We start from the raw sequence: 12,617 nt of genomic DNA, 5'->3' as shown, positions 1-12,617 counted from the left end.
ATATTTTGTTCCAAGCGGATGGTTATGGTTATGTCTCGGAAAGCAATGAATCCAATAATGTTGCTTATAAAGCAATTAACATTATCGACCCCAAACCAGATTTAATCGTCCAAAATCAATCAACACCGAGTTTGGCAAAAGCCGGGGATACCATTAAACTCACCAGTTATGTCAAAAATATTGGTGATGCTACAGCCGGCTATAGTTACTTGAAATATTACTTGTCCGATGATATAAATCTCGATTCTGGAGACAAGTTTTTAGGCAATGATTATGTGGGGAGTCTCGCTGCTGGAAGTTCGAGTTATAAAGATTTAACCTTTACCCTTGATTCTGGATTGTCAGGAACAAAGTATATTTTGTTCCAAGCTGACGGCTATAACTACGTTCTTGAAGGTAATGAGTTAAATAATGTTGCTTATGCAGCCATTAATATTACTTCAGGTCAAGATTGGTTCGATTTGAATATTAAAGATAGTGGTTTGCGTTCCCTTGCTCGTTCTAAATTTACAGACAGTAAACTAGATCGCAATGACATGATTAGTCTCTTCAAAGAAGGGACACAGGATGGGAATACTGTTGATGCAACGGAATTAACAGATTTACGGACCTTAGTAAATAATTATTCCTACCTCAATATAGATGATCATGTTCGCATTCTCAGTAATAAAGTTGCTAATAGCGATCCGGCTAACCAATGGTATACCGGAGGCAATAGTTCTCGAGTGTCATTAGGGAATTTGTACGCAGGAAGCACATCAACGCATCTCAATACATTGGTCGATAAGTGGTTTCTTGGCAAGGATCGTCCAACTCTAACTGATTCATCTTACGACTATCGTCTAGCAAGTGGTTCTTTATTTCAAAATGGAATTTCTTACACTGATGTCAATCAGGGATCGGTTGGAGATTGTTACTATCTAGCAGGATTAGCTAATACTGCTTTACATTCTTCCAGCACTATTCAAAGTATGTTCATCGACAATGGAGATGAAACTTTCACTGTTCGTTTTTATAACAATGGTGTAGCAGATTATGTTACGGTTGATAAGTACCTACCTGTACATATCAATTCAATTGATCCTTGGCAATCTGGAGGTTTTATATATGCGGGTCAGTCCAATCCTTTCACAACAAAAACTACAGTCGGGAATATAACTTACACAAAAACTTTTTCAAAGGGTCATTATAGCAATGTCCAGAATGAACTTTGGGTTATGCTAGCCGAGAAAGCCTATGCTCAGATTAATGAATCGGGTTGGCTACAAGGACCAACCAATAGTAGCGATAAAGCAGATCGAGATCAAAACTCCTATGCTGGGATTGGTTGGGGTTATGGTGATGGAGCAATCGAAGATATCACAGGGTTTAATACAACGTATGATAATTTGACAATCAGTGATGCTTCTAATATCCTTGATGCCTTCAATTCTGATCGGATGGTTTACTTGAGTAGCAAGTCATCTCCTGTTAACTCTAATGTTGTTAACAATCATGGCTACGTCCTCGTCGGATATAATTCATCAATTCAGAAGTTCAAAATCTATAATCCTTGGGGATTGAATTCTAGTAATAGTAAACCAGGTCATTTAGAACTTTCAATAAGTGAATTAGTTCAAAATTTTAATCAATGGACTTGGACAACTAGCTGATAATATTGGGTATCTTGATGCTTGAGTTTTTGTTAACAATCTCTAAATTTAGCAATTTATCAAGATACCCAAACCTCTACAATATCTGTAAATTGGAGAAAAAATGCTTAATAAACTCTTACTAGCAAATATAGGTTTAATATTTTTCATTTCAACACCTCTAGTATACGGTCAAATTAAAATGAATTGGAATAATTATTCTCAGATTCCAACAAACGCTCGGATAAAAGGCGATCAAGATATATTATCTCCTATCGGTTCAGACAAGGTTTTTGTAACAATTTCACAGTTGATAGCTAAAGAAGAGGTTAATCCACCTGAAGGTGGGATTTCTACACCTAATCGAGATATTGGCTTTATCTCTGTATTTCTTAATTTAGAAAACCACCTAGAAAATAGTCAGATTATTGGTATTGAAAATATTAAAATTTTTAATGAATCTGATGAGGGATTACAATCTTTTAGATTTGAGCCTACATCAGTTAACTTAAATCCTTTAGAACACTCCCAGCTTGTTTTCCACTTAACCAACAAAACTGGATTCTCTGGACAAGATTGGGTCAAGGCAGTAGTTATTTACCAAGTTGGAGAACAAAGCTATGGTACTAAATCCGAATTTGTTGAAGTCAAAAAATATTAAACAAGTTTTTGAGTTAATCAATAATTGTTTTAGAGATCGCACCTCCCAATCCGATAGATCGCATTTCTCAATCCCCAGAAATGCGATCGCTTTTTTGGTTTCTGAAAGAATGCGATCGCGCCTTTCCTGAAAAATTGGTCATCATTGGGATAGAGTAGCGGAGAGTACAATAATGCCGAGTGCGATCGCGGATGAACGCCAGCATTTGCAGAAATGCGATCGCCCAAATTTGATTAGAGCCTTGTTTTGCTGCTATCTTGTTTGCAATACTGAAATGAGATAGATTTGAGAATTAAGCCATGACCGACCCAACCATCATCATCAGTCCCAAAAGTCAAGAAACCCTCGAAAAACTATCAATGTCTTCTGGAGAAACAATTCCAACTATTCTAGAAAAAGCGATCGAGAATTATCGCAGACAAATGTTTTTAATGGAAGCAAATCAAGCATTTACAGCCTTGCGGAACGATGAAACACTCTGGCAAGAAGAACTTGCTGAACGACAAATCTGGGATAATGCGATCGCTGATGGACTGGAAGAATAATGACCGATTTAGCAAGGGGACAAATATGGTTAGCTAATTTGAATCCCACAAGAGGACGCGAACAAGCGGGAAATCGTCCTTGTCTTATCATCTCAGTGGATTTGTTTAATCAAGGTGCATCGGGTTTGGTTATTGTCTTACCTCTGACTTCAAAAGAGAAAGGCATTCCCTTTCATGTTGAAGTATTACCTCCAGAGGGAGGATTAAAAATGAAAAGTTTTATTAAGACCGAAGATATTAGATCGATTTCTGTAGAACGTCTCGATCGCTATTTGGGAACGGTATCATTAGAAACTCTTGCAGAAGTCGAAGATAGATTGCGTATTCTCATGGGACTGTAACTTCTCACTCGAAAGCGATCGCACCTCCCCAACCCGAGCGATCGCGTTTCTTTGACCCGAAAATGCGTTCACGAAGTGTCTCGGAACGAGAATCGCTTTTTTGGTTTCTGAAAGAATGCGATCGCGCCTTTCCTGAAAAATTGGTCATCATTGGGATAGAGTAGCGGAGAGTACAATGATGCCAAGCGCGATCGCGGATGAACGCCAGCATTTTCAGAAAAGCGATCGCTTTAACCCAAATGTGGTAACATTAAATTGAGTGTAAATTTAATGCAATCCCCATCATGCTCAACCTGAGTCGCGATATTCAATCTCTATCTAACTTCAAACGCAATACATCTGAATTTATCGAACAGATGAAACAAACAGGAAATCCAATTGTATTAACCGTGAACGGTAAAGCAGAATTAATCGTTCAAGATGCAGTTTCTTATCAAAAGCTGCTAGATATGATGGAATACCTAGAAGCAATTACAGGCATTAAAGAAGGATTAGAAGACGTTAATGCCGGACGAACTCGCTCCTTAGAAGACTTTCAACAAGAAATGCAGCAAAAACATGGTATTTCAAGTTCGGATTGCTAGAAAGGCAGAAATTGAGATTGAAATGGCTTACGAATGGCTAAAAAACGGAATGCCAACACAGCCGATCGTTGGTTTCGGGGATTAATGAACAAACTAGCAACACTCCAAGAAAAACCGCAAAGATGTTCTTTCGCAATTGAAAATGAGGTCTTTCCGGAAGAAGTACGACAACTGCTCTATGGCAAACGAAAAAATGCGTACCGGATTTTATTTGTAATTCGAGACGATACAGTTTATATCATTCACGTTCGTCACAGCAAACAAGCACCTCTAACGACTGAAGATTGGGAAGAGGAGTTATAAATTAATATCGATCGCCTCTCTAAATCCCTAGAAAGGCGATCGCGTTTTTGGCAAAATAATAGGAGAAGAAAATGTTTTGCGATCGCCAGTTAAAATGAGTGGAATTAACCGTTCGCTTACTCTCGATTCTACTATGGCGAAATAAAAATTAAAGGAGATAAATATCATGTCATCCCTCGAACAAAACCTAGCCGATAACTGGGACTTCACAGAACTATGGATCGATCCAACTGCTTCTCCTCCCTACGTTTTAATATTATTGAGCAACAAGTCTGGAGAAACACAAATTTACGATCCGGCTGAAAAATATAAAGTTATCTTGTCTAGTTCGACTTATAAAGAAGCAAAACTCTGGCTTCTCGAAGATGAATACGAACGATTTGAACAGAGATTTCATTCTGAAAAAGCTGCATAACAAACATTATGGAAGGATTAAATTATCGCGATTTGGTTGAAAAAGTTATCAATCAACACGCTGGTGAACAATCTGAAGAAGACAAGGAAACTACAGAAATTGTTTTCGATCGCGATCGCGATCGCTATCTATTATTGAATGTGGGATGGCATGATGAAGAACGAATGTATGGATGTCCAATTCACATTGATATTAAAGAGGGAAAGATTTGGATTCAGCGCGATTTCACAGAAGAAGGATTAGCCAATCAGTTAATAGAATTGGGTGTTCCTAAAACCGATATTGTTTTGGGATTTAGAGCGCCTTACGTGCGTCAATTTACCGGGTTTGCGATCGCTTAAGTTCTTATGAGAAAACAGAAAAAATTCACAGAACTCCTCGAAAAACTTGGAAAAGTTTCTCAAGAAGAAGCCGAAGTCATTTTAAAAAAACGAGAACAAGTCGATCCCGATGATGGTTTTCAACAACGCATTCAGGAGTACAAAAGTTGATTGTTGGGGACAAGAAGTATCAGAGAACATCAAAACTCTTCTCCTGGTTCGAGAATGCGTTGGAATAAATACCCTGTTCCTCGTGCAGTGAGAATCAATTCCGGATTGCTGGGATCATCCTCTAATTTAGCCCGCAAGCGCGAGATATGCACGTCCACGACCCGCGTATCCACATGACGTTCGGGGGTATAACCCCAAACCTCCTGCAAAATCTCCGATCGCGAGAAGGCTTCCCCGGAACGACTGACCAACAATTCTAATAAACTAAACTCCATCCCCGTTAAGCGGATGCGTTCGTCTCCCTTGTAAACTTGTCTTTTATTGGTATCGATGCGAATTGAACCGACTTGAATGACACCGGAACTGGGGATTCCAGAAACGCCATTTTTATCCACTCGTCGCAGGACAGAACGAATTCTCGCTTCTAACTCCTTGGGAGAAAAGGGTTTGACTACATAATCATCTGCACCCAATTCTAAGCCAGTAATGCGATCGGCTACATCCCCCAAAGCCGTTAGCATGATGATGGGAATATCCGATTCCTTGCGTAACTCCTGACAAACCCCATACCCGTCAAGTTTGGGCATCATAACATCCAAAACCACTAAATCGGGTTCAGTATTGCGAAAGGTTTCGATCGCCTCTTCCCCATCCGCAGCCGTGACGACATCGTAGCCAATCATAGAGAGGCGCGTTTCTAAAATACGACGAATGCTGGCTTCGTCATCAACAACAAGAATTTTTTCTTTATGAGTTTCCAAGGAATTAGGACTCCTTCTAAATCGCGAATTGAGTTTATTTAAGAGTTAAGACTTAGTGCGACAGGTGCTATTTTTCGCCTAACTTGTCTTTATAGAATATCTCCTATTGGCAGATTTCAGCCTAGAAGTTCTCGATTCTACCATTGATTGAGGGAGTTTTTAAGGTTTGCTTAAGTATTAAGATTTGTTTTATTTTTCAAATTTGATTGCAGAAAATCCCAGTACGGTTAAATGGTGATATAAACTCCGAAATTCTATTTGCCATGGCCAAGGCGAAAACAATTTATGTTTGTAACGAATGTGGTGCGGACTCACCTCAATGGTTGGGAAAATGTCCCAATTGCAGCATTTATGGTTCTCTCGAGGAACAAGTCATACCGTCGGGAAATACCAATAAAAGAACGGGATGGCAGTCTTCAGCGCATCCTGGAAGCAAAAAAGGAGTCTCGGAACCGCGATCATCAAAGCGATTTTCAGAGATTTCTGATGCGGGGAAAATGCGATTCCCTACGGGTTATGGGGAGTTCGATCGCGTTTTGGGAGGGGGTCTGGTACCGGGGGCGTTAATTTTAATCGGGGGAGATCCGGGGATTGGCAAATCAACACTTCTGCTGCAAACCGCCCATCAATTAGCCCAAGAACGGATTATTCTTTATGTGAGTGCTGAGGAGTCGGGACAACAGGTTAAACTGCGGGCATCTCGATTAGGAGTGGGCATGGCAGATATCCCCGAAACTGAACAGATCGAGTCTAACGGTCATGGGCAAAAACCTCAATTAAGTTCGGCGGAGGAAAACCTTTATGTTTTACCAGAGACGGATTTAGAGGAGATTATTAGAGAGCTAGAATCACTTAGGCCTTCTGCGGCTGTTATTGATAGTATTCAAACTCTTTATTTTGCTTCTCTCTCTTCTGCGCCTGGTTCTGTGGCACAGGTGCGGGAGTGTACGTCGGCATTAATGCAGGTGGCGAAAAGGGAGAATATTACTTTGTTAATTGTCGGTCACGTCACCAAGGAAGGGGCGATCGCGGGTCCGAGGGTTTTGGAACATTTGGTGGATACGGTGTTGTATTTTGAAGGCGATCGCTATGCCTCTCATCGCTTATTGCGATCGGTGAAGAATCGTTTCGGGGCAACTCACGAAATTGGTATTTTTGAGATGGTGGAACACGGTTTACAGGAAGTGGCGAACCCCTCGGAGTTATTTTTAGGCAATCGGGAGGAATCGGCACCGGGTACGGCGACGGTGGTGGCTTGTGAGGGAACGCGACCGATATTGTTAGAGCTACAGGCTTTAGTGAGTCCCACCAGTTATACCTCACCTCGGCGATCAACTACGGGAGTGGATTATAGTCGCCTGCAACAAATTTTGGCAGTTTTGGAAAAGCGAGTCGGGGTACCTTTGTCGAAATTGGATGCTTATGTGGCTTCGGCTGGGGGGTTAGTGGTGGCGGAACCAGCGGTAGATTTGGGTATTGCGATCGCCGTGGTAGCCAGTTTCCGCGATCGCATTGTCGATCGCCGCACGGTATTAATTGGAGAGGTGGGTTTGGGGGGACAGGTGCGGTTAGTGTCGCAAATGGAATTGCGGTTGAAGGAGGCGGCAAAATTGGGTTTTAAGCGGGCGATCGTGCCGAAAGGACAGGCTTATGCTGACGATCTGGGCTTGGATATTATTCCGGTGAATAAGGTGATAGATGCGATCGTGGCGGCAATTCCTCCTCAACCTCGCTTTGGCAGTATGCCCGATCCTGACGGAGAAGATGAGGAGGAATTTTCGGAAGACTGAAAAAATATTAGAGAACTTTAATTTTTGCGATCGCCCTATCACTTTGTATAATCTCTTCTTTTTCTGTGGTGCGATCGCATTTCTCATCCCATCCCGGAAATGCGATCGCATTCAGGAGCGCAAAAAAACCTAATATCTGCGATCGCATTTCCTTGTCACCCCCAAAGGCTTTTATTTCAATAAAATGTTATATTGTTAGTTAGTTAAATAGATAAAGACAATGGGAACTGTGACTAAAAGTCTAAACCATAAAAACTCTGCGGCTGCCCTTGCTCCCGTTGCTGATTATTTTAAAATGCTCTCCGAAGTCAGTCGCTTACAAATTTTGAACAGTTTAAAATTGGGAGAGATGAATGTTACTCAACTTTCGGAAGAAACAGGATTGGGACAAGCGAATCTTTCTAAACATTTGAAGATTTTAACACAAGCTGGTATTTTGACCCGCAAACCCGTCGGTGTTAGCGTTTATTATGAGATTAGCGATCCGATGATTTTCGATCTTTGCGAATTGGTTTGCGATCGCCTCACCGATCGAATACAGGAACAAGCCGATCGCCTGCATCAGTTAAAAGCCCTTAGTACCATTGTAAAATGATGGTGAGGGAACATTGCTAGCAACGTCCCCAAAGTAGAAATATTTCAGAAATATTGTGGTTTTAGGTGGCGATCGTGGGAGTACCAAAGATGCGATCGGTTAACTTCAAGTACCAGGCTGCGGCTTCTTGGATAATATAGCCCATAAATCATCAACAACAAATCGTTTAAAAACAATGCGTCAATTTTTCCAGCGATCGCTAATTTTAAGCCTTCTTTTCGGGTTGTTAATCTTCAGTTGGGGCGCGATCGCCTCTAATGCGACAGCAGCCGTTTACCAAATGGAAGAAGCTCCAGGACAAATGCTCTATCAATCTCGCCATACTTTGCGAGACGAGATTGATGAACCTTGGCAAGTCGTGTTATTTAAACGAGAAAAAGATAATGGGGAAAATAGCATCCATTTGCGTTTGGTAGGATTTCCCGATATTACTAACTTTGCCCATCCCCAACCCCTGAAAGTATTTACTTCTACGGGAAAAGTTTTGCTTGCTGAGGACTTTTTTGCCACAGAATCTCCCGCAGATAATGTCGGGGAGTTTGATTTCCAAGCAGTGTTACCCCAATTACCTCAAGTCGCATCAGTGCAACTCCTCTTGCAAATGAAGGATAAAAGCGCGATCGCTTTAAGAATACCTGCCGAAGTTGTATTGGAGTGGCATTTAATTGTGCAATAATCTAGAGCATATTTGTGGCGATCGCTAAAGAGTCCATGTCACTCACCACCTTCCAATTATGCAACTGCAACAAGTCCTCATTGTTTACAAAGCAAATAATATTGAGAGTAAACAATGGGCGAAAAAATGCGCCAAGGAACTCGAACAGTTTCAATGCAAAGTTCTCATCGGACCTAGCGGCATTCATGACAATCCTTACCCCGTCTTCCTCGCTTCTGCCATGCAGTCGATCGATTTGGCTTTGGTGTTGGGGGGAGATGGGACAGCTTTGGCTGCAGCGCGTCATCTCGCCCCGAAAGGCATTCCCATCCTCGCGGTGAATGTGGGGGGTCATTTGGGCTTTCTGACGGAACCTTTTGAAGAATTCGAGGACACCGATCGCCTTTGGCAGCGTTTATTAGGGGATCTCTATGCGGTGCAAAGGCGCATGATGTTACAAAGTTATCTCTGGAAGGGCGATCGCATTAACCCAGAAATTGTCAGCGATCACTTTCTCTGTTTGAATGAAATGGGCATTAAACCCGCCAGTGTGGATCGGATGCCGACTTGTTTGTTAGAGATGGAAGTAGATGGGGAAATCGTCGATCGCTATCACGGTGACGGTTTACTGGTTTCAACGCCGACGGGATCCACTTGTTACAATGCTTCTGCAAATGGTCCGATCCTGCACGCGGGTATGGAAGCACTAGCGGTAACTCCGATATGTCCTCTTAGTTTATCTATTCGTCCCATTGTTTTGCCTCCCAAGGCAGTTGTTAATATTTGGCAGTCGGGAGATGCGGAATTAACAACAAAACTCTGGATGGATGGGGTTTTAGCGACTTCTATTCTTCCAGAACAGCACATTTGCATTCGCATGGCGGACTGTTACGCTAAGTTTATTATTTTGCGAGAAACACACTCTTTTTATCAAACTTTACGAGAGAAATTACAATGGGCAGGAACACGGATTTGACTGTCGAGTAAGGTTTCAACAATAGAAAAGCGATTCTCGTAAACGAACGCTTCGCGATCGCACTGGGGGAAATGGAAGTGCGATCGCCGAGTTCACAGTACAATTTTACATCTGCGAGTTGTCGAGGGAAAATTTTGGTTAGAATGAATTGGTGGTTTTGAGGCGATCGCGAACGGCTTGACGAATTTCTGTCCAGTCGCGATCGCTCATTGGTGTTGCAGATCCAGAGTCTAATCCTTCCAATAGAAGGGTTTCGAGATGTTCTTTCGCTTTTCGTTTCTGGTCTTGACGAATGAGATCGCGGATATATTCGCTGACACTTCCGTAACCTCCCATTTTAACTTGTTCTTCTATATAGCCCCGCATTGTCTCGGGAAGGGAGACGTTCATCGTTTTCATGGCATCTCTATTATTTAGGGTTTTGTCTATTGCTAAAATGAAATAAATCGTTCTTAGTATAGTTATGTTATGACAACAACGAAAGAAACTGTCCGTTCTCTACTTGAACGACTTCCCGATCATTGTTCTTTTGAAGAAATTCAATATCACCTTTATGTTCTTGCTAAAGTTAGTAAAGGATTGAAGTCAGTAGAAACCGAAGGGACAATATCTCAAGCAGAAGTCGAAAAAAAATTGAGTAAATGGCTTCAGTAAACTGGAAACTGGTCTCAAAAGGCATTGGATGATGTAGAAGCGATCGCAGTGTATATTGCCCGTGACTCTACGGTATATGCTGCTGCTATCGTACAAAAAATTATTGACATTACCCGAAATTTGCATCAATTTCCACTTTCCGGTCGCATTGTTCCCGAACTTAACAATCCTTTAGTCCGAGAAAAGTTAGCTGATAATTATCGAATTATCTATCGCTGTGAAGATGATATTGTAACAATTATTACTGTCATTCATGGCAAAAGGCAATTAGAGCAAACCGAATTGAATAATTAGATGGCGATCGCGTCGGTTTCTCTCTGCCATAAAAAATGCGATCGCACCACTCCAAGAATTACCAGAAAATCAAGAGGACAGCGATCACATGACTTGTGCTAATTTAGGTTAAAATAATCTCAAACAAAAAAACATGGCAAAATTCCCCGATGAGCTTGCAGAAACAATATGGAATTTGAAGCGCCAATTATTAGAAATTGTTGATGCTGCAACATCAGCAGAATTGGTATTGTTTGAACGATTTGGAGAAACTAATGAGATACTTCCATTGTTAGATGAACTAAAAAATGTGGCGGAGAGGGATGCACCTTGGTTTTCCCGATTATCTAATTTTCAGTTACGCATTGCTGAGTCTCAGCCTCTCATCTCAGCAGATATGCTAAACTTAGTTAATCAATCCATTGAACGCATCCAAGTGGAAATTCCCGCGATGGAGCGCAGCATTCAAGAAGTAAAAACGGAGTGGAATTTACCATGACCGCGCAATTCTCTATTCCCAATCCTGAAACGACTAAAAGATTAATAGCAAATTTGCGTCGCAGTTGTTTGGTTCTAGAAGCAGCAACATTAGAACTAGAAAATATTACCATGCAGTTAGAAAATGAGAATCGGCAAAAACGTTTGATCCGATTGAAACAAGCTATTACTAATTCTCAATAAACAATGCGATCGCATTTCTCCCTTTATTTTACCAAAAACGCGATCGCACAAGCATGGCAGAGTCATATCGCTCTTTTCAAGCAATAAAAGAAAAGCGATCGCACTGGGGGAAATGGAAGTGCGATCGCAAGAGCAAATAGAGCTATACTGAAATTCAGATGCACTTGATAATTATTTTTGTATGCCACGACTCGATCTCTACCATAATGTTGTTAGAGTGGCTCTTGTTAAAGATGGTTGGACAATAACTCACGATCCGTTGACAATTGAGTTTGAAGATCTGACAGTTTATGCCGATCTCGGTGCTGAAAAAATTATTGCTGCTCAAAAATCTAAGCTCAAAATTGCGGTTGAAGTCAAAGTATTTAGCAGTCCCTCACCTGTGACAGAGCTAGAACGAGCTATCGGTCAATATTATCTTTATTTAACATTTATTGCTAAACAAGAACCCGATCGCGCTCTTTATTTAGCAATTCCCGAACGAATTTATAATAATTTTTTTCAACGTCCATCAATTCAAGTATTTGTCAAAGAACGCGAGATTTCTTTCTTTGTTTTCAATCCAGAACAGGAGGAGATTATTAAATGGATCGTCAATTAGAACAATATCAAACCATTGCCAGAGAGATCGTTAATGATTATGCTCGTTACAAACCCAGTTTAGGGAATATTGAGTTACAGGCGATCGCTGATGGTAATAGTTATTTGCTCATTAGTTTTGGCTGGAATGGCGATCGCCGAGTTCACAGTACAATTTTACATCTGCGAGTTGTCGAGGGAAAATTTTGGTTAGAACGAGATGAGACGGAGGAGGGAATTACTCAAGATTTACTCGATCGCGGTGTTCCCAAAGAAGATATTGTTCTCGCTTTTTATCATCCTGAAGATCGAAAGTTAACTGAGTTTGCGATCGCATAACTTGGGAAAAGCGATCGCGTCTGTTTCTCTCTGCCATAAAAAGCGCGATCACGCAAGTGTGGCAGAGCCGTATCGCCTTTTTCAATGAACAAAAGAAAAGCGATCGCCTAACGGATTGCTAAATCGCAACGAGATCGGCTAACCTGAATAAAGTCACCAGCTTGAAGTTTCGGGATATTACATCAATGACAGCAGTAGTTGCAGAACATATTACAATTACATCAGAGATTTGTGGTGGAAAACCTTTTGACCCTCCCCGCTCTAAAGAGACGGGGATTCGGAAGCAGTCCAATAATGGACTCTTACAGGCGTAGTCAAAGCGCCGCTACTGACTCCTTTAAGG

General features: G+C 41.3%; 24 protein-coding genes and 2 pseudogenes. 20 read left to right on the top strand and 6 right to left on the bottom strand.

What is annotated here, in order from left to right:
- Together JUI58_RS25020 and JUI58_RS25015 are read left to right on the top strand one after the other, a co-directional pair.
- On the top strand, positions 1-1,652 hold a 1,652-nt coding region (locus JUI58_RS25020), incomplete at its 5' end, for a CARDB domain-containing protein (protein ID WP_204106580.1).
- Between the two features lie 103 nt (positions 1,653-1,755).
- Positions 1,756-2,292, top strand: coding sequence for a hypothetical protein (locus JUI58_RS25015; RefSeq protein WP_204106579.1), 537 nt, complete (start codon positions 1,756-1,758; stop codon positions 2,290-2,292).
- A 67-nt stretch (positions 2,293-2,359) separates the two neighbouring features.
- On the opposite strand, the gene JUI58_RS25010 is transcribed toward JUI58_RS25015, so the two are convergent.
- Positions 2,360-2,497: a hypothetical protein gene (locus JUI58_RS25010; protein ID WP_204106578.1), complete on the bottom strand. Its 138-nt coding sequence runs from the start codon at positions 2,495-2,497 to the stop codon at positions 2,360-2,362.
- A gap of 94 nt (positions 2,498-2,591) precedes the next feature.
- Between JUI58_RS25010 and JUI58_RS25005 the strand changes: the two genes are divergently transcribed.
- Together JUI58_RS25005 and JUI58_RS25000 are read left to right on the top strand one after the other, a co-directional pair.
- Entirely contained in the window at positions 2,592-2,837 is a 246-nt protein-coding gene (locus tag JUI58_RS25005; protein WP_204106577.1) for a hypothetical protein, read from the top strand.
- Complete coding sequence (locus JUI58_RS25000; RefSeq protein WP_204106576.1) at positions 2,837-3,178, top strand: type II toxin-antitoxin system PemK/MazF family toxin; 342 nt, start codon at positions 2,837-2,839, stop codon at positions 3,176-3,178. The genes JUI58_RS25005 and JUI58_RS25000 overlap by 1 nt, the downstream gene beginning before the upstream one ends.
- Before the next feature lie 4 nt (positions 3,179-3,182).
- Here JUI58_RS25000 and JUI58_RS24995 read toward each other — a convergent pair whose 3' ends face one another.
- On the bottom strand, positions 3,183-3,389 hold the full coding sequence (locus tag JUI58_RS24995; protein ID WP_204106575.1) for a hypothetical protein: 207 nt from the start codon (positions 3,387-3,389) through the stop codon (positions 3,183-3,185).
- Positions 3,390-3,462: 73 nt separating this feature from the next.
- On the opposite strand from JUI58_RS24995, the gene JUI58_RS24990 reads away from it, so the two are divergent.
- The gene (locus JUI58_RS24990; protein ID WP_204106574.1) at positions 3,463-3,762 is read left to right on the top strand and encodes a type II toxin-antitoxin system Phd/YefM family antitoxin; all 300 of its coding nucleotides are present in this window, start codon (positions 3,463-3,465) and stop codon (positions 3,760-3,762) included.
- Positions 3,737-4,065, top strand: a pseudogene (locus JUI58_RS24985) (type II toxin-antitoxin system RelE/ParE family toxin). Before JUI58_RS24990 ends, JUI58_RS24985 begins: the two are co-directional and overlap by 26 nt.
- A 27-nt stretch (positions 4,066-4,092) precedes the next feature.
- Here the strand turns inward: JUI58_RS24985 and JUI58_RS24980 are convergent.
- Complete coding sequence (locus tag JUI58_RS24980) at positions 4,093-4,233, bottom strand: hypothetical protein (RefSeq protein WP_204106572.1); 141 nt, start codon at positions 4,231-4,233, stop codon at positions 4,093-4,095.
- Between JUI58_RS24980 and JUI58_RS24975 the strand changes: the two genes are divergently transcribed.
- Genes JUI58_RS24975 through JUI58_RS24965 form a run of 3 tightly spaced genes read left to right on the top strand, consistent with a single transcriptional unit; the run spans position 4,232 to position 4,971 of the window.
- Positions 4,232-4,480 (top strand): hypothetical protein, encoded by a 249-nt coding sequence (locus tag JUI58_RS24975; protein WP_204106571.1) that lies wholly within the window; start codon positions 4,232-4,234, stop codon positions 4,478-4,480. The genes JUI58_RS24980 and JUI58_RS24975 overlap by 2 nt on opposite strands.
- An 8-nt stretch (positions 4,481-4,488) precedes the next feature.
- Entirely contained in the window at positions 4,489-4,821 is a 333-nt protein-coding gene (locus JUI58_RS24970; RefSeq protein WP_204106570.1) for a XisI protein, read from the top strand.
- 6 nt (positions 4,822-4,827) lie between these two features.
- Positions 4,828-4,971, top strand: coding sequence for a hypothetical protein (locus tag JUI58_RS24965; RefSeq protein WP_204106569.1), 144 nt, complete (start codon positions 4,828-4,830; stop codon positions 4,969-4,971).
- Positions 4,972-5,000: 29 nt separating this feature from the next.
- Here JUI58_RS24965 and rpaB read toward each other — a convergent pair whose 3' ends face one another.
- On the bottom strand, positions 5,001-5,732 hold the full coding sequence (gene rpaB / locus JUI58_RS24960) for a response regulator transcription factor RpaB (protein ID WP_204106568.1): 732 nt from the start codon (positions 5,730-5,732) through the stop codon (positions 5,001-5,003).
- Positions 5,733-5,995: 263 nt separating this feature from the next.
- Here rpaB and radA point away from each other — a divergent pair, with 263 nt between their 5' ends.
- A complete protein-coding gene (gene radA, locus JUI58_RS24955; RefSeq protein ID WP_204106567.1) occupies positions 5,996-7,522 on the top strand; it encodes a DNA repair protein RadA in 1,527 nt (508 codons plus the stop codon).
- Between the two features lie 7 nt (positions 7,523-7,529).
- On the opposite strand, the gene JUI58_RS24950 is transcribed toward radA, so the two are convergent.
- Positions 7,530-7,670 carry a hypothetical protein gene (locus tag JUI58_RS24950; protein WP_204106566.1) on the bottom strand — a complete coding sequence of 47 codons (141 nt, stop codon included), beginning with the start codon at positions 7,668-7,670 and terminating at the stop codon, positions 7,530-7,532.
- A gap of 81 nt (positions 7,671-7,751) precedes the next feature.
- Here JUI58_RS24950 and JUI58_RS24945 point away from each other — a divergent pair, with 81 nt between their 5' ends.
- The 3 genes from JUI58_RS24945 to JUI58_RS24935 all read left to right on the top strand — a co-directional run bounded on the left by JUI58_RS24945 (position 7,752) and on the right by JUI58_RS24935 (position 9,748).
- Positions 7,752-8,117 carry a metalloregulator ArsR/SmtB family transcription factor gene (locus JUI58_RS24945; RefSeq protein WP_348539971.1) on the top strand — a complete coding sequence of 122 codons (366 nt, stop codon included), beginning with the start codon at positions 7,752-7,754 and terminating at the stop codon, positions 8,115-8,117.
- 175 nt (positions 8,118-8,292) lie between these two features.
- Complete coding sequence (locus JUI58_RS24940; protein WP_204106564.1) at positions 8,293-8,793, top strand: DUF3122 domain-containing protein; 501 nt, start codon at positions 8,293-8,295, stop codon at positions 8,791-8,793.
- Between the two features lie 58 nt (positions 8,794-8,851).
- Positions 8,852-9,748 (top strand): NAD(+) kinase, encoded by an 897-nt coding sequence (locus JUI58_RS24935; protein WP_204106563.1) that lies wholly within the window; start codon positions 8,852-8,854, stop codon positions 9,746-9,748.
- A gap of 138 nt (positions 9,749-9,886) precedes the next feature.
- Here the strand turns inward: JUI58_RS24935 and JUI58_RS24930 are convergent, their stop codons facing one another.
- Positions 9,887-10,147: a type II toxin-antitoxin system ParD family antitoxin gene (locus JUI58_RS24930; RefSeq protein ID WP_204106562.1), complete on the bottom strand. Its 261-nt coding sequence runs from the start codon at positions 10,145-10,147 to the stop codon at positions 9,887-9,889.
- A gap of 69 nt (positions 10,148-10,216) precedes the next feature.
- Here JUI58_RS24930 and JUI58_RS24925 point away from each other — a divergent pair, with 69 nt between their 5' ends.
- From JUI58_RS24925 to JUI58_RS27180, 7 genes and pseudogenes are all read left to right on the top strand, one after another.
- Positions 10,217-10,402 carry a hypothetical protein gene (locus JUI58_RS24925; protein ID WP_204106561.1) on the top strand — a complete coding sequence of 62 codons (186 nt, stop codon included), beginning with the start codon at positions 10,217-10,219 and terminating at the stop codon, positions 10,400-10,402.
- A 9-nt stretch (positions 10,403-10,411) separates the two neighbouring features.
- Positions 10,412-10,696, top strand: a pseudogene (locus tag JUI58_RS24920) (type II toxin-antitoxin system RelE/ParE family toxin); the annotation flags it as partial.
- A gap of 133 nt (positions 10,697-10,829) precedes the next feature.
- Positions 10,830-11,174 (top strand): hypothetical protein, encoded by a 345-nt coding sequence (locus JUI58_RS24915; protein ID WP_204106559.1) that lies wholly within the window; start codon positions 10,830-10,832, stop codon positions 11,172-11,174.
- A complete protein-coding gene (locus JUI58_RS24910; RefSeq protein WP_204106558.1) occupies positions 11,171-11,356 on the top strand; it encodes a hypothetical protein in 186 nt (61 codons plus the stop codon). Before JUI58_RS24915 ends, JUI58_RS24910 begins: the two co-directional genes overlap by 4 nt.
- 181 nt (positions 11,357-11,537) lie before the next feature.
- Positions 11,538-11,957, top strand: coding sequence for a XisH family protein (locus JUI58_RS24905; protein WP_204106557.1), 420 nt, complete (start codon positions 11,538-11,540; stop codon positions 11,955-11,957).
- Positions 11,942-12,274 carry a XisI protein gene (locus tag JUI58_RS24900; protein ID WP_204106556.1) on the top strand — a complete coding sequence of 111 codons (333 nt, stop codon included), beginning with the start codon at positions 11,942-11,944 and terminating at the stop codon, positions 12,272-12,274. Before JUI58_RS24905 ends, JUI58_RS24900 begins: the two co-directional genes overlap by 16 nt.
- A gap of 185 nt (positions 12,275-12,459) precedes the next feature.
- A complete protein-coding gene (locus JUI58_RS27180; protein WP_275414395.1) occupies positions 12,460-12,588 on the top strand; it encodes a hypothetical protein in 129 nt (42 codons plus the stop codon).
- The last annotated feature ends 29 nt before the right edge of the window (positions 12,589-12,617 follow it).

The sequence above is a fragment of the Spirulina sp. CCY15215 genome, assembly GCF_016888125.1.
Taxonomy (GTDB): Bacteria; Cyanobacteriota; Cyanobacteriia; order Cyanobacteriales; family Spirulinaceae; genus CCY15215.
Note: the sequence above shows the minus strand (reverse complement) of the source record. Positions and strands in the feature narration are given on the sequence as shown.

Excerpts from the sequence above, each read along its gene's own strand:
- JUI58_RS24950 (WP_204106566.1), bottom strand. The coding sequence starts at position 7,670 with ATGCGATCGCAGATATTAGGTTTTTTTGCGCTCCTGAATGCGATCGCA.
- JUI58_RS24910 (WP_204106558.1), top strand. The coding sequence starts at position 11,171 with ATGACCGCGCAATTCTCTATTCCCAATCCTGAAACGACTAAAAGATTA.
- JUI58_RS25015 (WP_204106579.1), top strand. The coding sequence starts at position 1,756 with ATGCTTAATAAACTCTTACTAGCAAATATAGGTTTAATATTTTTCATT.
- JUI58_RS24965 (WP_204106569.1), top strand. The coding sequence starts at position 4,828 with ATGAGAAAACAGAAAAAATTCACAGAACTCCTCGAAAAACTTGGAAAA.
- JUI58_RS25000 (WP_204106576.1), top strand. The coding sequence starts at position 2,837 with ATGACCGATTTAGCAAGGGGACAAATATGGTTAGCTAATTTGAATCCC.
- JUI58_RS24900 (WP_204106556.1), top strand. The coding sequence starts at position 11,942 with ATGGATCGTCAATTAGAACAATATCAAACCATTGCCAGAGAGATCGTT.
- JUI58_RS24930 (WP_204106562.1), bottom strand. The coding sequence starts at position 10,147 with ATGAAAACGATGAACGTCTCCCTTCCCGAGACAATGCGGGGCTATATA.
- radA (WP_204106567.1), top strand. The coding sequence starts at position 5,996 with ATGGCCAAGGCGAAAACAATTTATGTTTGTAACGAATGTGGTGCGGAC.
- JUI58_RS24915 (WP_204106559.1), top strand. The coding sequence starts at position 10,830 with ATGGCAAAATTCCCCGATGAGCTTGCAGAAACAATATGGAATTTGAAG.
- JUI58_RS25005 (WP_204106577.1), top strand. The coding sequence starts at position 2,592 with ATGACCGACCCAACCATCATCATCAGTCCCAAAAGTCAAGAAACCCTC.
- JUI58_RS24935 (WP_204106563.1), top strand. The coding sequence starts at position 8,852 with ATGCAACTGCAACAAGTCCTCATTGTTTACAAAGCAAATAATATTGAG.
- JUI58_RS24970 (WP_204106570.1), top strand. The coding sequence starts at position 4,489 with ATGGAAGGATTAAATTATCGCGATTTGGTTGAAAAAGTTATCAATCAA.
- JUI58_RS24940 (WP_204106564.1), top strand. The coding sequence starts at position 8,293 with ATGCGTCAATTTTTCCAGCGATCGCTAATTTTAAGCCTTCTTTTCGGG.
- JUI58_RS27180 (WP_275414395.1), top strand. The coding sequence starts at position 12,460 with ATGACAGCAGTAGTTGCAGAACATATTACAATTACATCAGAGATTTGT.
- JUI58_RS24925 (WP_204106561.1), top strand. The coding sequence starts at position 10,217 with ATGACAACAACGAAAGAAACTGTCCGTTCTCTACTTGAACGACTTCCC.
- JUI58_RS25010 (WP_204106578.1), bottom strand. The coding sequence starts at position 2,497 with ATGCTGGCGTTCATCCGCGATCGCACTCGGCATTATTGTACTCTCCGC.
- JUI58_RS24990 (WP_204106574.1), top strand. The coding sequence starts at position 3,463 with ATGCTCAACCTGAGTCGCGATATTCAATCTCTATCTAACTTCAAACGC.
- JUI58_RS24995 (WP_204106575.1), bottom strand. The coding sequence starts at position 3,389 with ATGCTGGCGTTCATCCGCGATCGCGCTTGGCATCATTGTACTCTCCGC.
- JUI58_RS24975 (WP_204106571.1), top strand. The coding sequence starts at position 4,232 with ATGTCATCCCTCGAACAAAACCTAGCCGATAACTGGGACTTCACAGAA.
- JUI58_RS24905 (WP_204106557.1), top strand. The coding sequence starts at position 11,538 with ATGCCACGACTCGATCTCTACCATAATGTTGTTAGAGTGGCTCTTGTT.
- JUI58_RS24980 (WP_204106572.1), bottom strand. The coding sequence starts at position 4,233 with ATGATATTTATCTCCTTTAATTTTTATTTCGCCATAGTAGAATCGAGA.